The sequence below is a fragment of the Nocardia alni genome (assembly GCF_019038435.1).
In the GTDB taxonomy this organism is placed as follows: domain Bacteria; phylum Actinomycetota; class Actinomycetes; order Mycobacteriales; family Mycobacteriaceae; genus Nocardia; species Nocardia alni.
In genome coordinates this window covers 1-15,937 of record NZ_JAGPOX010000189.1, presented here as the reverse complement: position 1 = coordinate 15,937, position 15,937 = coordinate 1, and the positions used below count along the sequence as shown (strand labels likewise).

The 15,937-nt window shown below is 68.5% G+C and carries 15 protein-coding genes; 10 read left to right on the top strand and 5 right to left on the bottom strand.

The features are described from left to right. The 5 genes from JZ791_RS39965 to truB form a co-directional block, all read left to right on the top strand. A partial coding sequence (locus JZ791_RS39965) for an MATE family efflux transporter (protein ID WP_216902489.1) occupies nucleotides 1–1,031 on the top strand: 1,031 nt, incomplete at its 5' end. Nucleotides 1,032–1,150: 119 nt separating this feature from the next. Continuing rightward, complete coding sequence (locus tag JZ791_RS39960; protein WP_216902495.1) at nucleotides 1,151–2,110, top strand: metallophosphoesterase family protein; 960 nt, start codon at nucleotides 1,151–1,153, stop codon at nucleotides 2,108–2,110. A 237-nt stretch (nucleotides 2,111–2,347) separates the two neighbouring features. Beyond that, nucleotides 2,348–3,370, top strand: coding sequence for a polyprenyl synthetase family protein (locus JZ791_RS39955; RefSeq protein WP_216902488.1), 1,023 nt, complete (start codon nucleotides 2,348–2,350; stop codon nucleotides 3,368–3,370). A 163-nt stretch (nucleotides 3,371–3,533) separates the two neighbouring features. Next, nucleotides 3,534–4,199 (top strand): 4'-phosphopantetheinyl transferase Npt, encoded by a 666-nt coding sequence (npt, locus tag JZ791_RS39950; protein ID WP_216902493.1) that lies wholly within the window; start codon nucleotides 3,534–3,536, stop codon nucleotides 4,197–4,199. Continuing rightward, the gene (gene truB, locus JZ791_RS39945; protein ID WP_216902487.1) at nucleotides 4,199–5,137 is read left to right on the top strand and encodes a tRNA pseudouridine(55) synthase TruB; all 939 of its coding nucleotides are present in this window, start codon (nucleotides 4,199–4,201) and stop codon (nucleotides 5,135–5,137) included. The genes npt and truB overlap by 1 nt, the downstream gene beginning before the upstream one ends. Before the next feature lie 12 nt (nucleotides 5,138–5,149). Here the strand turns inward: truB and JZ791_RS39940 are convergent, their stop codons facing one another. From JZ791_RS39940 to JZ791_RS39930, 3 genes are read right to left on the bottom strand one after another with little or no spacing between them, the layout of a single operon-like run. Beyond that, nucleotides 5,150–5,824 (bottom strand): GntR family transcriptional regulator, encoded by a 675-nt coding sequence (locus JZ791_RS39940; RefSeq protein WP_216902485.1) that lies wholly within the window; start codon nucleotides 5,822–5,824, stop codon nucleotides 5,150–5,152. After that, nucleotides 5,811–6,539 (bottom strand): maleate cis-trans isomerase family protein, encoded by a 729-nt coding sequence (locus JZ791_RS39935; RefSeq protein WP_308163403.1) that lies wholly within the window; start codon nucleotides 6,537–6,539, stop codon nucleotides 5,811–5,813. The genes JZ791_RS39940 and JZ791_RS39935 overlap by 14 nt, the downstream gene beginning before the upstream one ends. A gap of 36 nt (nucleotides 6,540–6,575) precedes the next feature. Beyond that, nucleotides 6,576–7,316 carry a maleate cis-trans isomerase family protein gene (locus JZ791_RS39930; protein ID WP_308163402.1) on the bottom strand — a complete coding sequence of 247 codons (741 nt, stop codon included), beginning with the start codon at nucleotides 7,314–7,316 and terminating at the stop codon, nucleotides 6,576–6,578. A gap of 144 nt (nucleotides 7,317–7,460) precedes the next feature. Between JZ791_RS39930 and JZ791_RS39925 the strand changes: the two genes are divergently transcribed. Beyond that, nucleotides 7,461–8,366: a D-2-hydroxyacid dehydrogenase gene (locus JZ791_RS39925; RefSeq protein WP_216902491.1), complete on the top strand. Its 906-nt coding sequence runs from the start codon at nucleotides 7,461–7,463 to the stop codon at nucleotides 8,364–8,366. 27 nt (nucleotides 8,367–8,393) lie between these two features. Beyond that, complete coding sequence (locus JZ791_RS39920) at nucleotides 8,394–9,779, top strand: amidase (protein WP_216902490.1); 1,386 nt, start codon at nucleotides 8,394–8,396, stop codon at nucleotides 9,777–9,779. A gap of 152 nt (nucleotides 9,780–9,931) precedes the next feature. Here the strand turns inward: JZ791_RS39920 and JZ791_RS39915 are convergent, their stop codons facing one another. Together JZ791_RS39915 and JZ791_RS39910 are read right to left on the bottom strand one after the other, a co-directional pair. Next, on the bottom strand, nucleotides 9,932–10,990 hold the full coding sequence (locus JZ791_RS39915) for a tartrate dehydrogenase (protein WP_216902481.1): 1,059 nt from the start codon (nucleotides 10,988–10,990) through the stop codon (nucleotides 9,932–9,934). 14 nt (nucleotides 10,991–11,004) lie between these two features. Continuing rightward, nucleotides 11,005–12,537: an NAD-dependent succinate-semialdehyde dehydrogenase gene (locus JZ791_RS39910; RefSeq protein ID WP_216902479.1), complete on the bottom strand. Its 1,533-nt coding sequence runs from the start codon at nucleotides 12,535–12,537 to the stop codon at nucleotides 11,005–11,007. A gap of 72 nt (nucleotides 12,538–12,609) precedes the next feature. Between JZ791_RS39910 and JZ791_RS39905 the strand changes: the two genes are divergently transcribed. The 3 genes from JZ791_RS39905 to JZ791_RS39895 form a co-directional block, all read left to right on the top strand. Next, nucleotides 12,610–13,851, top strand: a complete 1,242-nt coding sequence (locus JZ791_RS39905) for an aspartate aminotransferase family protein (RefSeq protein WP_216902477.1) — start codon at nucleotides 12,610–12,612, stop codon at nucleotides 13,849–13,851. Between the two features lie 24 nt (nucleotides 13,852–13,875). Further along, a complete protein-coding gene (locus JZ791_RS39900) occupies nucleotides 13,876–14,370 on the top strand; it encodes a DUF3830 family protein (RefSeq protein WP_216902475.1) in 495 nt (164 codons plus the stop codon). Nucleotides 14,371–14,576: 206 nt separating this feature from the next. Continuing rightward, nucleotides 14,577–15,937: HNH endonuclease signature motif containing protein (locus JZ791_RS39895; RefSeq protein ID WP_216902473.1), on the top strand; the 1,361-nt coding region annotated here is incomplete at its 3' end.

Sequence of the window (15,937 nt, the reverse complement as noted above, 5' to 3'; positions counted from 1 at the left end):
CGGTGGAGGTGCTGGCCGGTCCGATCACGCGGGCGGTGGCGGGCGGGGCCGATATCGCGGATCAGGCCGAGCGGTGGGTGCGGATCGCGGTTTTCGGGGTGCCGGGGATCCTGCTGGCCAATGCGGGTAACGGGTGGATGCGCGGGATGCAGCGGATTCGGCGGCCGCTGGTGTTCGTGATCGGGGGATTCGGCGTTTCGGCGGTGCTGTGCCCGATCCTGGTGCACGGGCTGCTCGGTGCGCCGCGGCTCGAGCTCGCCGGATCCGCGGTGGCGAATCTGGTGGGGCAGTTGAGCGGCGGTGTGCTGTTCCTGGGTGCGCTTGTGCGGCAATGCTTGTCATCGCCCGATGATCGGGTGCCGCTCGCGCCGGATCCGGCGGTGATGCGCGAGCAATTGCGGATCGGGCGTGATCTGATCATGCGCAGCTTCGCGTTCCAGGCCTGCTTCGTATCGGCGGGTGCGGTCGCGGCCCGGTTCGGTGCGGCCTCGGTGGCGGCGCACCAGCTGGTGTTGCAGCTGTGGAACTTCCTGAGCCTGACCCTGGACTCGCTGGCGATCGCGGCGCAGACCCTGGTGGGTGCGGCGCTGGGCGCGGGAGACGCCGACGGAGCCAAGCGGCTCGCGCGGCGGATCACCGTCTGGTCCACGCTGTTCGCCCTCGGCCTCGCGCTGATATTCGGCGTGGGCAGTGGCCTGATACCGCGCCTGTTCACCACCGACCCGCACGTGCTGGACCGCACCCACGTGATCTGGTGGTTCTTCGTACCGCTCATCCCGGTCGCCGGGATCGTGTTCGCCATCGACGGCGTCCTGCTCGGCGCGGGCGACGCGGCCTATCTGCGCACCACCACGATGGCCGCCGGGCTGCTGGCGTTCCTCCCGATGATCTGGCTGTCCCTGATATTCCACTGGGGCATCGCCGGAATCTGGGCCGGGCTGACGGCATTCATCCTCGGCCGCCTGTTCGCGGTCGGCATGCGCACCCGCTCGGGTCGCTGGGCGACGGTGGGCGCGGAAGTGCCCACCTAGGGCGTCGGCGATCCGCTGGGCCTGCCGGGTTGGCAGGAGGGGTCGGCGGCATGGGAGTGTGGACACGGGTGCCGCGCAGCGTCGCAGGGCGTGCGGGCGAACAGAGAGGGTCGTGCCGGGTGGTTCCGAAGTTGATGGCGGTGAGCGATATCCATGTCGGTCATCAGGGCAACAAGCCGGTCGTCGAGGGGATCCGCGCCGATTCCCCCGAGGACTGGCTGATTCTGGCCGGTGACGTGGGCGAGCGCAGCGATGAGATCCGCTGGGCGCTGAAAACGCTGCGGGAGCGGTTCGCGAAGGTGATCTGGGTGCCAGGCAATCACGAGCTGTGGACCACCCCCAAGGATCCGGTGCAGATGCGCGGCGCGGCGCGCTACGACTATCTGGTCGCGATGTGCCGGGATCTGGACGTGCTGACTCCCGAGGACCCCTTCCCGGTGTGGCAGGGGCCGGGCGCCGAGGCGTTCGGCGGATCGGTCACGCTCGCTCCGCTGTTCCTGCTCTACGACTATTCGTGGATGCCCGAGGGCACCAACACCAAGGCCGCGGCGCTGGCGCTGGCTCGCGAGCGCAATGTGGTGGCCACCGACGAATTCCTGTTGTCGCCGGATCCGTATCTCACCCGCGACGCCTGGTGCGGCGCGCGCCTGCAGTACACCGAACGCCGCCTGGATGCCTTGGCCCCCGATACCCCGGTCGTGCTGATCAACCATTTCCCGCTCACCCGCGAACCCACCCGGATGCTGTTCTATCCGGAGTTCGCGCTGTGGTGCGGCACCGAGCACACCGAACAGTGGCATCTGCGGTACAACGTCGTGTGCTCGGTCTACGGACACCTGCACATCCCGCGTACCACCTTCTACGAGGGCATTCGGCACGAGGAGGTGTCGCTCGGCTATCCGCGTGAATGGCGTCGCCGCGGCCTGCCCGACAAACTCCTGCGTCAGATCCTGCCCGTCCCGGAATACGGCCCCGACGATCTGAACGCCTGGGGCGGCCACTTCAAGATCACCCCCGAGATGGAGGCCGCCGCCGCGGAGATGCGCGAGCAGGCCGAACGCCGCCGCGGGCTGCGCTGAGCCTGCCCGTGTGTGCGTGCGTGTGCAAGAACAGGTGTGCGTGCATGGATTCTGCTGAAACCCTGCCGGAAGTCCCCCGGCAGGCAGCATCATAGAACCAACCGGAATCCAAGCCGGTACCGACCGCGGTCCCCTCGGGCCGGGCGTGGCTCGCAAAGACGCTGGAGCTCAACGCAAGCCGCGGCCGCCCGCGGAATCCCGCCGGTCTGTCCTTCGAACGCGGGAGCGAGCAGTTCGATGAGCGAGACGACCACCCTCACCCATGCCACGGCAACTCTCGCGAACGCGCGGCGCTTATGCGAGCCCGCGCTCCGGGCCGCGATCGAATCGTTACCGGATCCGTTGCGCCGCATGGCGGTTTATCATCTCGGCTGGAGTGATCCGGACGGAGCCGCGGTGCGAACGGGCTGGGGCAAGGGGCTACGTGCCGCGCTCGCGCTGGCCGCGGCCTCCGCGGTCGGCGCCGATCCGCTGATCGCGGTTCCGGCGGCGGTGGCCATGGAACTGACACACAACTTCACGTTGGTGCACGACGACGTGATGGACGCGGACCGGATGCGCCGCGGCCGGGAGACGGTCTGGAGCCTGTGGGGTGCGTCGAACGCCATCTGTCTCGGAGACGCCTTGCACGCCTTGGCGATTCGGGTGCTGTCGGACGCGTTGCCCGGCGCGACCGTCGGTACGGCCGTCACCCTGCTCGAGTCGGCGGTCGTCGAGGTGTGTCGCGGCCAATACGAGGACTGTGCCTTCGAGACCCGGTCGAGTGTGACCGTCGAGGAATACCTGAGCATGGCCGCCGGTAAGACGGGTGCGCTGATCGGTTGTGCGTGCGCGCTCGGCGCGGTGTGCGCGGGGGCCGACATGGCGACCGTCGAGGGCCTGGACGCCTTCGGCCGTCAGATCGGGCTCGCCTTTCAGATCACCGACGATGTGCTCGGAATCTGGGGTGACTCGGGCAGGACGGGCAAGCCTGTCGGCGGCGATCTGATACGCCGTAAACGCTCGTTTCCCGTCGTCGCGGCGCTGATGTCGCAAACGCCTGCGGCAGCGGAACTTTCGCGTCTGTTCCATTCCGACGCGCCGATCACCGCGGCGCAGGCGACTTCCGCCGCGGCACTGGTCGAGACCGCCGGGGGCAAGCGGCGGTCCGAGCAGTACGCGGACGCGAAGGCCGAGGCCGCCGTCGCGGTCATTCCGCGCCACGCGAAGGCGGACGATCTGATTTCTCTGGCGTATTTCGCCTCCCACCGGAACAGGTGAGGTCCCTCCGGAACCCCGCCCCGGGGGACCGGGGGCGGGGATCCGGGCGCGCGTCGAGGCTCGGTTAGGCTCGACCCGCACGCAGGTACGACTGGAGGAGACGGTCATCGAGGAGCGGGGTAGTGGTCTCGGGGCAGGGGACGCGGATTCGGGGCGGGCGCTGCTGCTGGGCGCAATCCTCCCGGCCGCGGTGGCCTCGGCGGAGCTGGTGCGGTATCCGGAGGGCTTGAAGGTGCATCCGGGTGAGGAGCATCTGATCGAGAAGGCGGTGGAGAAGCGGCGGCGGGATTTCATCGGCGCGCGGTACTGCGCGCGGCAGGCGCTGGCGCAGCTGGGGGAGCCGCAGGTGGCGATCGGCAAAGGCGAGCGGGGAATGCCGCTGTTCCCCCGCGGGGTCGTCGGGAGTCTGACGCACTGCGACGGGTACCGCGCCGCGGCGCTGGCGCACCGGCTGCGCTGGCGCTCGATCGGGATCGATGCCGAACCGCACGATGAGCTGCCCGAGGGGGTGCTGGACTCGGTGAGTCTGCCGGCCGAACGCACCTGGCTCGCCGGTGCGCTTCCGGCCACGGGCCTGCACCTGGACCGGTTGCTGTTCTGCGCCAAGGAGGCCACCTACAAGGCGTGGTTCCCGCTGACGTTGCGCTGGCTGGGATTCGAGGACGCGCACATCAGCTTCACCATCGATACCGACGGCGAGTCCGGCACGTTCCACAGCGACCTGCTGGTACCGGGCCAGACCACCGACGGTGGCACGCCGCTGAGTTCGTTCGACGGGCGCTGGCAGATCACCGACGGGTTGATCCTGACCGCGATCGCGGTGGGCTGATGGGCCGCGAACCCAGGACCAGGGAGCCGGCTCTGGTGGACGCCCTGGGCGGGCTGCTGGTCGTGGACAAGGACGGCGGCATGACCAGCCACGACGTCGTCTCGCGATGCCGGAAGATACTGCGCACCCGCAAGATCGGGCACGCCGGGACGCTGGATCCCATGGCGACGGGGGTGCTGGTGCTCGGCGTGGAACGCGCGACGAAGATGCTGGGACTGCTCAGCCTGACCACCAAGGCCTATTCCGCGACGATCCGCCTGGGTCAGGCCACCGTCACCGACGACGCGGAGGGCGAGGTCCTGTCCACGACCGCGGCCGCGCACCTCGCCGATGCCGAGATCGCCTCGGGCGTAGCCCGATTGACCGGTGACATCCAGCAGGTGCCTGCCACGGTGAGCGCGATCAAGGTCGACGGGGAGCGTGCCTACGCCCGCGCCCGGGCCGGACAGGATGTGCGGCTGGCCGCCCGGCCGGTCACCGTCTCCCGCTTCGATATCCTGGAGCGCCGCGATATCGAGACCGGCACAACCACATTCATCGATCTGGACGTGGAGGTCGACTGCTCCTCGGGCACCTACATCCGTGCCCTGGCCCGCGACCTGGGCGAAAGCCTCGGTGTCGGCGGGCACCTCACCGCCCTGCGCCGCACCCGGGTCGGGCCGTTCACCCTGGAGCACGCCCGCACACTGGACCGGCTCGCCGACGACCCGGTTCTGAATCTCGGCATCGATTCCGCTGCGCGCCTTGCCTTCCCGCATCGCACGATCACCGATACCGAGGCCGAATCCCTGCGTGACGGTCGGTGGCTCGACCCGGTCGGCATCCCCGGCGTGCACGCGGCGCTCACCGAGGACGGCAAAGCCATTGCGCTGCTCGAGGAGAAGGGGAAGCGATCCTCGCCCGTGCTCGTCGTGCGGCCGCGGGGTCTGATCGACTGAGCCGTCCGGCGATTACTCCGTGACGACCGGCATCTGGGCGCTCAACCGTTCCACCGCGTCGTGCATGTGCTCGATCAGCAGCTTGCGAGCGCGGGCGGGGGAGCCCTCGCCGATCGCCTCGCGCAGCTCGACGTGTTCGCGGGCCTGCTCCCGCACATCGGCATAGGCCGATTGCAGTGCGCCCAGGCACATCCGGGTCTCGATCAGCAGGGTGCGCGCGGCCCGGGTGAGGCGGGGGCTGTCGGCGCTGTTCACCAGCGCCTCGTGGAAGCCCTGGTCCGCCTCGGCGACCCCGGTGGCGTTGCCGAGTTCGGCGCAGGCGAGCATCTGCCCGACGCTGGGCCCCAGCGCCTCGTAGGCGATCGCGCGGCGACCGTCGAAGATCAGCTCGAGCGCGCCGCCCTCGATCGCGGTGCGCGCCCGGTAGACGTCGATGACGTCCACGGGGGTGAGTTCGATGACGAAGATGCCGCGGTGCCGGATGCTGTGCAGCAGTCCCTCGGAGACCAAGCGCTGCATGGCCTCTCGCACCGGCCCGCGCGACACGTCGAACTGTGCCGCCAGATCCGCCTCGACCAACTGGGCGCCGGGGGCCAGGGTGCCGCGCATGATGGCATCGCGCAGCCGGTCGGCGATCATCTCCGCGGTCGATTGCCGATTGACCGGCTCGAACTCAATGACCGACATGTATATGCCTTTCCGCGAACAGCTTCCCGAGTTGCTCGGACGCGACGGTGTGTCCGGCCAGCCGCAATCCCTCCCAGATGGTCACCTGGTTGGCGGTGAGCACCGGCTTACCCAGTGTCGCTTCCAGTTTCGGCAATACCTCGAGGGTGTGCATCGCGGTGTCCGGGATCAGCAGCGCCTGTGCCTCGGGGTGGTCGTTGGCCACCGCCAGTTCCAGTACCCGCTCGGGCGAGAGCGTGCCGACCTCGGCCGCGGTGTCGATGCCCGCGCTGGACATGGATACCACCCGAATACCCTCGGAGGCAAGGAAATCCACGAACAACTTCGCCACCTCGTCGGGATAGCTGGCACAGACCGCGACCCGCGCCACGCCGATCTCCCGCGCGGCGTTGACGAACGCGAAGCTGGTGCTGGACGCCGGCACACCGGCCGCCTCGGCGAGATCGCGCACCTGCTCGCGCGCGCCGTCGGGGCCGTACACGAAACTGCCCGACGTGCATGCCCACACCACGGCCGCGGGCTTGTGCTCGGCCAGCAACCCCGCGCCGTGCCGCAGTTTGTCCGGGCTGCCCAGATCCAGCAGTTCGGGTACCGCGTGCAGGTCGGTGCCGTAGATATGGGCGACCCGCAGGTCCACCTCCAGCAGCTCCGCCGCGCGCGGGTAGTCGTCCTCGGCGGCGTGGTCGGGGTAGATGAAGCCGATGGTCGGTGCCACAGGGTCCTCCTTCGCGGGGTAATCGGGCGGGGTTGGTCAGAAGACGTTCTGGAGCCATTTGCCGGGCCCCATCATCGGCAGTTTCATCCGGCCCAGACAGGCCCACATGGTGAGCTGATTCGCCGTCAGCACCGGCTTTCCCAGTACCTGCTCGAGCGGTTCGATCAAATCGTAGGTCGGCAGATTCGTACAACTGACGAAGATGGCCTGGGCCTCGGGATCGTCGGCATTGATGATGCGTTCGGCGATCGTGCGATAGCTGACCTTCCAGATACCGCCGCCCAGGCCGAGATGGTCCGATCGGACCGTCGCACATCCGGCCTCGTCCAGGAATTCGTGCAGTTTTCCGGTGAGGATCTCGTCGTACGGTGTGATCACCGACATGCGAGTGATGTCGAGATGGTGGATCGCCTCGATCAGCGCACCCGAGGTGGTGACCGCGTCGGCGGCTCCGGTCCGGCAGATGGCCTCGACCAGCGATCGCTCGTACTCCAAGCCCTTGATGAAACTGCCCGAGGTGCACAGATAGGCGATGACCTCGGGATCGGTGTGCAGCACGTTGCGCGTGGCGGCGCTGAGGTGCACCGCGTCGGAGACCAGCTCCGCCATCTCCACCGAGACCGGCACCGGTTCGTAGGGTGTGCGTGCCAGGTGCAGGCTCACCTCCAACGGCACCCATCGCCACAGCTCGCGCTCCAACGCCAGGTCGAAGGGCGCGATGATGCCGATGCTGCGCTGGGCTACGGGCCCATCGATGCCGGGAAAGTTCAGTTCCACGAGGCCCCTCTCGCGTCCAGCTTGACGTTCTCCGCACACGATCGGATTGTTGACAATCATACGATATGTTTCTAGTCTGTCAATGTGCAAAAGGCCTTCAATGTCACCGTCTTACACGATGGCGCCCGGCCCGATGCGCAGCTGATGCGGTCGGTCCATGATCGGGCCGAGATCCGCTACTGCGCGGCATCCGGGCTCGCCGAGGCGTTGCCCGGCGCGGACGTGCTGTTCGTGTGCGATTTTCGCACCAGGGCGCTGCGCGACGCGTGGTCCGCGGCCGATCGGCTGTCCTGGGTGCACGTGGGCGCCACCGGGGTGGACTCGGTGCTGTTCGACGAGCTGATCGCCGGCGACGTCACCTTGACCAACACCCGCGGCATATTCGATACCGCCATCGCCGAATACGTGCTGGCGCAGATTCTGAACTTCGCCAAGGATCTGCCCGAATCCCTGCGGCTGCAGAGCGAGCATATCTGGCGGCACCGCGAATCGCAGCGCATCTCCGGCGCGACGGTGCTGATCGTGGGCACCGGGCCGATCGCACGGAACACCGCGCGCCTGCTGCGGGCCACGGGTATGCACGTGCGCGGCCTCGGTCGGCGCGCGCGCGAACAGGATCCCGACTTCGGCACGGTCGGCACCGATCTGTTTGCCGAACTCCCGGCGGCGGACTACGTGGTGGCCCTGGCCCCGCTGACGCCGCAGACCCGGAATATGTTCGATGCACAGGCATTTACGGCCTTCAAACCACATGCACGTTTCATCAATGTCGGTCGTGGGGAACTAGTAGTGACAGACGATCTCGTGGCCGCCCTGCGCTCCGGTGCTCTTGCCGGCGCGGCCCTTGATGTCGTCGATCCCGAACCGCTGCCTGCCGGGCACGCACTGTGGGATCTGCCCACCGTTCATCTCACACCTCATAATTCCGGCGATTTCGTCGGGTGGCGCCGCGAGATCATCGCGGCGTTCACCACGAATTTCCGGAACTGGATCGATGGTCGGCCGCTGGAGAATGTGGTCGACAAGAGGTTGGGGTACGTACCTGCCTGAAGGGAGTCAATTATGGCCCACCCCGATATCGACATTCCGACCGAGCCGACCGCGATGTCCGCCGTCGAATTGGTTACCGCGTATTCGGCGGGCGTGCTGTCGCCGGTGGAGGCGACCAAGGCGATGCTGGACGCTATCGCCGAGCGCGACGGCGAACTCAACGCGTTCTGTCTGGTCGATGCGGAACGGGCGCTGGTGCAGGCCAAGGAATCCGAGGCGCGCTGGCACTCCGGACATGTGCAGGGCCTGCTCGACGGCGTGCCGATGTCGATCAAGGACACCTACCTCACCGAGGGCTGGCCCACCCGGCGCGGCTCCACCTCGATCCAGGCCGACATGCCGTGGCCGGTGGACAGCCCGGCGACGGCGCGGCTGCGCGAGGACGGCCTGGTATTCCTGGGTAAGACCACCACGCCCGAACTGGCCTGGAAGGCGGTCACCGACAGCCCGCTGACCGGCATCACCCGCAATCCGGTGAATCCGGCCAAGACCAGCGGCGGGTCGTCCGGCGGGAGCGCCGCGGCGGTCGCGGCCGGGATGGGACCGCTGTCGATCGGCTCGGACGGCGGCGGCAGCGTGCGGATTCCGGCGTCGTTCTGCGGAATCGTCGGATTCAAGCCGACGCACGGGCGGATCCCGATGTATCCGGCGAGCCCGTTCGGGCCGCTGGCGCATGGCGGACCGTTGACCCGCACCGTCGAGGACGCGGCGCTGCTGATGGACATCCTGTCGCTGCCCGATCCGCGCGACCCCAGCGCGCTGGCGCCCACGCTGACCGCGTTCCGCGGCGAACTCGCGCGGGATGTTCGCGGCTGCACCGTGGCCTATTCGCCCACACTCGGGTTCGCCGAGGTGGACCCGCAGGTCGCGGCCGTCGTGGACGATGTGGTGCGCAAGCTGGACGAGGCGGGACTGCGGGTGGTGGCGGCCGAGCCGGGCTTCACCGATCCGCTCGGTGCGTTCGAAGTGCTGTGGGCGACCGGCGCGGCCGCGATGCTGTCGAAATTCCCCGAGGGCAGCCGGGAACGGGTCGATCCCGGCCTGGGCAAGGTCTGGGACGAGGGTCGAGCCTACAGCGCCGTCGACTATCTCGACGCCCGCGCGATCGCCGCCGAGATCGGCATCGTGATGGGCGCGTTCCACACCGCCTACGACCTGCTGATCACCCCGACCATGCCGATCACCGCGTTCGAGGCCGGACACGACGTCCCCCCGGGCAGCGGACTGGACAGCTGGCCGCAGTGGACGCCGTTCACGTACCCGTTCAACATGACCCAGCAGCCGGCGATCAGCATCCCGGCGGGCGCCACCGCCGACGGTATGCCGGTCGGCCTGCAGATCGTCGGGCCGCGGCATTCGGACGATCTGGTGCTGGCCGCCGCGAGGTTCGCGGAGACCGTGCTGGGGTCCTAGACCGCGTGCACAGTCCCTGACGCCACGCTGTGCACGCAAGAAAAGCTCGGCCCGCCAACACGATTGGCGGGCCGAGCTTTTCTGCTTCCAAGGTTGGAACGATGGCCCGGGCTATGGGCGGATATGACCAACCCTGATGGAGCGTCGGCGGGTCAGCCGACGAGTTCGGCGGCGCGCTTCGCTATGGCGGTGCCGAGTTCGGTGGTGGTGTTTTTACCGCCCAGGTCAGGGGTGAGGACTGTCCCTTCGGCCAGGATCTCGCAGACCGCCTTGTCCACGGCCCTGGCGGCTGCATGCTCGCCCACATGGTCGAGCATCATTGCGGCGGCCAGGATTTGGGCTACCGGGTTGGCGATGCCCTGGCCGGCGATGTCGGGGGCGCTGCCGTGGACGGCCTCGAACATCGAGGGGGCCTCGCGGGCGGGGTTGATGTTGCCCGAGGGGGCAAGGCCCAGGCCGCCGGTGACGGCGGCGGCGAGGTCGGACAGGATGTCGCCGAACAGGTTCGAGCCGACGATGACGTCGAGGCGATCGGGGTGCAGGACGATCTCGGCGGCGAGGGCGTCGACGTGCATCTGCCGGGTTGTCACCGTGGGGTATTCGGTGGCGATGCGGTCGAAGACGCGGTCCCAGTAGGGCATCGAGTGGATCAGCCCGTTGGACTTGGTGGCCGAGCAGAGGCGGCCGCTGCGCTCGGCGGCACGCTCGAAGGCGTAGCGGATGATGCGCTCACAGCCGACGCGGGTGAAAACCGACTCCTGGAGCACGAATTCGTCGGGACGGCCGGGGTTGTGGGTGCCGCCGATCTCGGAGTACTCGCCCTCGGAGTTCTCCCGGACGATGAGGATGTCCAGATCCTCGGCGGTCCGGTCGCGCAGCGCGGACTCCGTGCCGGGCAGCAGCCGCACCGGGCGCAGGTTCACGTACTGGGTGAAGGCGCGGCGCAGCGGAATCAGCAGGCCCCACAGCGAGATATGGTCGGGCACACCGGGAAAGCCCACCGCGCCCAGCAGGATGGCGTCGAATCCCGCGAGCTGCACCGGGCCGTCCGGCGGCATCATCGCACCGGTGCGCAGGTAATTCTCACAGGACCAATCGAATTCGGTCCATTCGATCCCGGGCAGTACCGCGTCCACCACCCGTACCGCCTCGGCGGTCACGTCGACGCCGATTCCGTCGCCGGGGATGGTCGCAATCCGGTGGGTGCTCAACGAATCTCCCTCACTCACAGCTTGATGCCGATGTACTTGGTCTCCAGGAACTCGTCGATTCCGGTGAACCCTCCTTCACGACCGAGTCCGGACTCCTTCACGCCGCCGAAGGGCGCGGCCGGGTTGGACACCACGCCCTGGTTCAGCCCGACCATACCGGTGTCCAGGGCCTCGCAGACACGCAGACCACGCCGCAGGTTCTCGGTGTACACGTAGCTGACCAGGCCATAGGGGGTGTCGTTGGCGCGGTCGATCGCCTCGTCCTCGGTGTCGAAGACCGACAGCGCGGCCACCGGACCGAAGATCTCGGTGTGGCACATCTCGGCGTCGGCGGGGACGTCGACCAGGACCGTCGCGGGATAGAAGTTCCCGGGCCCCTCGAAGGCCGTGCCGCCCAGCACGACTCGCGATCCGCGCCGCTGTGCGTCGGACACCAGCTCGGTCACCTTCGCCACGGCGTCGGCGTCGATGAGTGGCCCGACCACGACACCCGGTTCGGTGCCCCGCCCCATCGGCAGCGCACCCATCCGCTCGGACAATCGCCGCGCGAATTCCTCGGCAACACTGCGCTGCACCAGGATTCGGTTTGCCGCCGTGCACGCCTGCCCGATATTGCGCATCTTCGCCGCCATCACGCCCTCGATGGCCTCGTCCAGATCGGCGTCCTCGAAGACCAGGAACGGCGCGTTGCCGCCGAGCTCCATCGAGGTGCGCATGACGGTACGGGCGCACTGCTCCAGCAGCACCTTGCCGACGGCCGTGGACCCGGTGAACGAGAGCTTGCGCGAGCGCGGATCCAGGATCATCGGCGTCATGAGCGCGCCCGGATCGGTGGTGGTGACGACGTTGACCACGCCCGCGGGCAGTCCGGCCCGGTTCAGGATGTCGGCCAGGGCCAGCATCGAGAGCGGCGTCTGCTCGGCGGGCTTGATCACACAGGTGCAGCCGGCGGCCAGCGCGGGGCCGATCTTGCGGGTGCCCATCGCCATCGGGAAGTTCCACGGCGTGATGAGCAGGCTGGGCCCGACCGGCTGGCGAGTCACCAAGAAGCGCGAGCCGCCGCCGGGCGCGGGCATGTAGCCACCGTCCAGCCGCACGGCCTCCTCGGCGAACCAGCGGAAGAACTCTGCGGCATAGGCGATTTCGCCGCGCGCCTCGGCCAGCGGCTTGCCCATCTCCAGGGTCATGATCAGCGCGAGCCGCTCGGTCTCGTCCAGCAGCATGCGGTGGGCGCGCATGAGCAGATCACTGCGCTCGCGCGCCGGGGTGCGGGCCCAGGCGGCCTGGGCCTCGGCGGCCGCGCTCAGCGCCGCCAGGCCGTCCTCCGGCGCGGCGTCGGTGACCTCGCACAGCGATTGCCCGGTCGCCGGGTCCAGGACCGGCATGCGCGCCGTGCCCTCGCGCCACGCCCCACCGATGAACAGGCCGGTGGGGACGCTATCGATGGCGGCTTGCTCGGTCGAATCCAGGCTCGTGCCGGTTGTCGTCACTGCCCCGCTCCTCACGCTTGATCTGGCTCGATTCGTGGTCGGGTGCGGCACAACCATTGCTGCCGCCCTGCCCGCCATGATATGCATATTGTCAACAATCCGACAATAGACAATTCCGAGAGGACGACCATGTCCGATCTCTCCCCCCTCCTGAAGCAGGCCACTCCCGTCACCGTCGACCACGGCGAGGGCTGCTACATCTACGGCACCGACGGCCGCCGGTATCTCGACTTCACCGCCGGAATCGGAGTCACCAGCACCGGCCACTGCCACCCGAAGGTGGTCGAGGCGGCTCGCGCGCAGGTCGGCAGCCTGATCCACGGCCAGTACACGACCGTCAAGCACCGGCCGCTGCTGGAGCTGACCGAGAAGCTGGGCGCGGTGCTGCCCGAGGGCCTGGATTCGCTGTTCTTCGCCAACTCCGGCAGTGAGGCGATCGAGGCCGCGCTGCGCCTGGTGCGCCAGGCCACCGCACGGCCGAACGTCATCGTGTTCCACGGCGGTTTCCACGGCCGCACGGTCGCCGCCGCCACCATGACCACCTCCGGCACGCGCTTCTCGGCCGGTTTCAGCCCGCTCATGGGCGGGGTGCACGTGGCGCCGTTCCCGACCGCCTACCGCTATGGGTGGTCCGAGGAACAGGCCACCGAATTCGCTCTGCGGGAACTGGATTACCTCTTCGCCACCCTGACCTCGCCCGCCGAGACCGCGGCGTTCTTCGTCGAGCCGGTGCTCGGTGAGGGCGGCTACATCCCGGGCAACACCGCGTTCTTCCAGGGCCTGCGCGAGCGGGCGGACCAGCACGGCATCCTTCTGGTGATCGACGAGATCCAGACCGGGTTCGGCCGTACCGGAAAGTTCTTCGGCCACCAGCACTTCGGCGTGCGACCCGATGTGATCACCATCGCGAAGGGCCTGGCCAGCGGCTTCCCGCTCTCGGGCATCGCCGCGTCGGCCGAGCTGATGGCCAAGGCGTGGCCCGGTTCCCAGGGCGGCACCTACGGTGGCAACGCGGTCGCCTGCGCGGCGGCCGTGGCCACCCTCGAGGTGATCCAGTCCGAGGGGTTGGTGGACAACGCCGCCACGCGCGGTACCCAACTGCTCGAGGGTGTACGCAAGTCCGCCACCGCCGCGGTCGGCGACGTACGTGGGCTGGGCCTGCTCGTGGGATCCGAATTCACCACCGCGGCAGGCGAACCCGACACCGCGACCGCGAGCGCCGCACAGCGCCTGGCCGGCGAGAAGGGGCTGCTGCTGCTGACCTGCGGCGCGTACAGCAATGTCGTACGCATGATCCCGCCGCTGATCGTCTCCGAGAGCCAGGTGGACGACGCGCTGGGCCTGTGGTCCGAGGTACTCGACGAACTGTAGATCCCAATCCGTAAGGAGAACGCCATGGCCCGCTATCTCACGATAACCCTGACCAAGGCCGGAATCACCTGCCGTGCACGGCTTCTCGACGACGAGGCGCCCCGCACCTGCGCCGCGGTCTGGGATGCCCTGCCGCAGGAGGGCGACGCTTTCCACGCCAAGTACGCCCGCAACGAGGTCTACACCCTGGTCCCTCGCATCACCGCCGCCCCGCATCGGGAAAACCCCACGATCACACCGATTCCCGGCGACGTGTGCCTGTTCGACTTCGAACCCTGGGAGATCGGCAACCCCGCTTACGGTTACGAACCCGGCTCCGAGGCCCACCACGCCCAGGGCGCGACGGATCTGGCCCTGTTCTACGGCCGCAACAATCTGCTCATCAACGGCGATATGGGCTGGGTGCCCGGCAGCGTTTTCGCGACGATCGAAGAGGGCCTGCCCGAGCTTGCCACCGCGTGCAACAACCTGTGGTTGCGCGGTGTCGAGGGCGAAACCCTCGCCTTCGCCCGGGCCTGACGAATGAATCCGGCCTGTCGAAACATTAGTCGGCAGGCCGGATCTTCGTGTTCGACCTCTGGGATCGTGGTTCGCGAGCATTGCCGGACGATGCCGGCGAGAGGTTTGCGAGGGAGTGCGGATTGGGGGTGCGGACACGCCCGAAAGTGCTGTTAGGCAGTAGATCTCGCTAGCGTGTCGGGTTCGCCGCGAGATAGAATTAGCACATGCATTCGATATCCGACGTGTTGAGCGACCCCTCCGCGGAGGCGGCCGTCACCGCGTTGGAAGCCGCCCTGGCGCAGGTGTCGAAGATCCGCGCCGACGGACTGTCGAATGCCGATCGGCTCGCGATGCTCGAACGTGTGGAGACCATGCAGTGTGCGCTCCCGAGTATCGGGCTGGAGTTGACCGCACAGCTCGACCGGAATTGGTCCACCAACGACCACACCGCAGGCCCCCTGGCCCAGGTACTGGCCGACCGGCTGCACATCACCCCGGCCGAAGCCCGTGCCCGCACCCGCGCCGCCGACGACCTGGCCCACCGCACCACCCTGCTCGGCGACGCTCTGCCCCCGCTGTTCCCCGCCACCGCCGCAGCCCTCGCCGACGGCGCGATCGGCGCCGCACACGTCAAGATCGTGCGCGATGCCTGCCACCGCCTGCCACGCGCGATCGACACCGCCACCCGCACTCAGGCCGAAGCCCAACTCGCGGGCTTCGCCCGGGATATGCGCCCCGACCAGCTACGCAAGGTCGCCGACAAGCTCGAAGCGATCCTGAACCCCGACGGCATCTTCACCGACACCGACCGGGCGCGGCGGCGTTCCCTGTCGCTCGGCCCGCAAGGCCCCGACCTGATGAGCCCGATCAAAGGCATGCTCGACCCGGAGACACGGGCCTACATGGAAGCGATTTTCGCCAAGTATGCCAAGCCCGGCGTCCTGAACCCCGATGACGCCACCCCCGCAACCGATCCCGACGCCACCGACGCCAGCGCCGACGTCGGCCCTGATCTCGAGGCGCAGTACCGCGATCCGCGCAGCCCGACGCAACGCCAGCACGACGCGCTCAAAGCCGTCCTGCGCGACACCCTGTCCTCGGGGCGGTTGGGTCAGCACCGCGGCCTGCCGGTCACCGTGATCGTGTCCATGTCCCTGCAAGAGCTGGAAAACGCTGTCGCACAAGCGGACACGAACGCGCCTACGATTGATACCCCGCGCCGCAGGATCGGTGCCGCGGATCTGTCCGGGCCGCCGGTCGCCACCGCCGGTGGTGCGCTGCTGCCGATCCGGGACGCCCTGCGCTTGGCCGGGCACGCCCACCACTACCTGGCCCTGTTCGACCACCACGACGGCCGCCCCCTATATCTGGCCCGGACCAAGCGGATCGCCACTGCCGATCAACGGATTATATTGCACGCCAGGGATATCGGCTGCACCTTCCCGGGCTGCGCCAAGCCGGGCTACCTGTGCGAAACCCACCACAGCATCGAGTGGGCCCAGGGCGGCAGCACTGACGCGGACCAGCTCACCTTCGCATGCCCAACCCACCACCGCATCGCGGGAACCACCCCTCGCCACTGGAC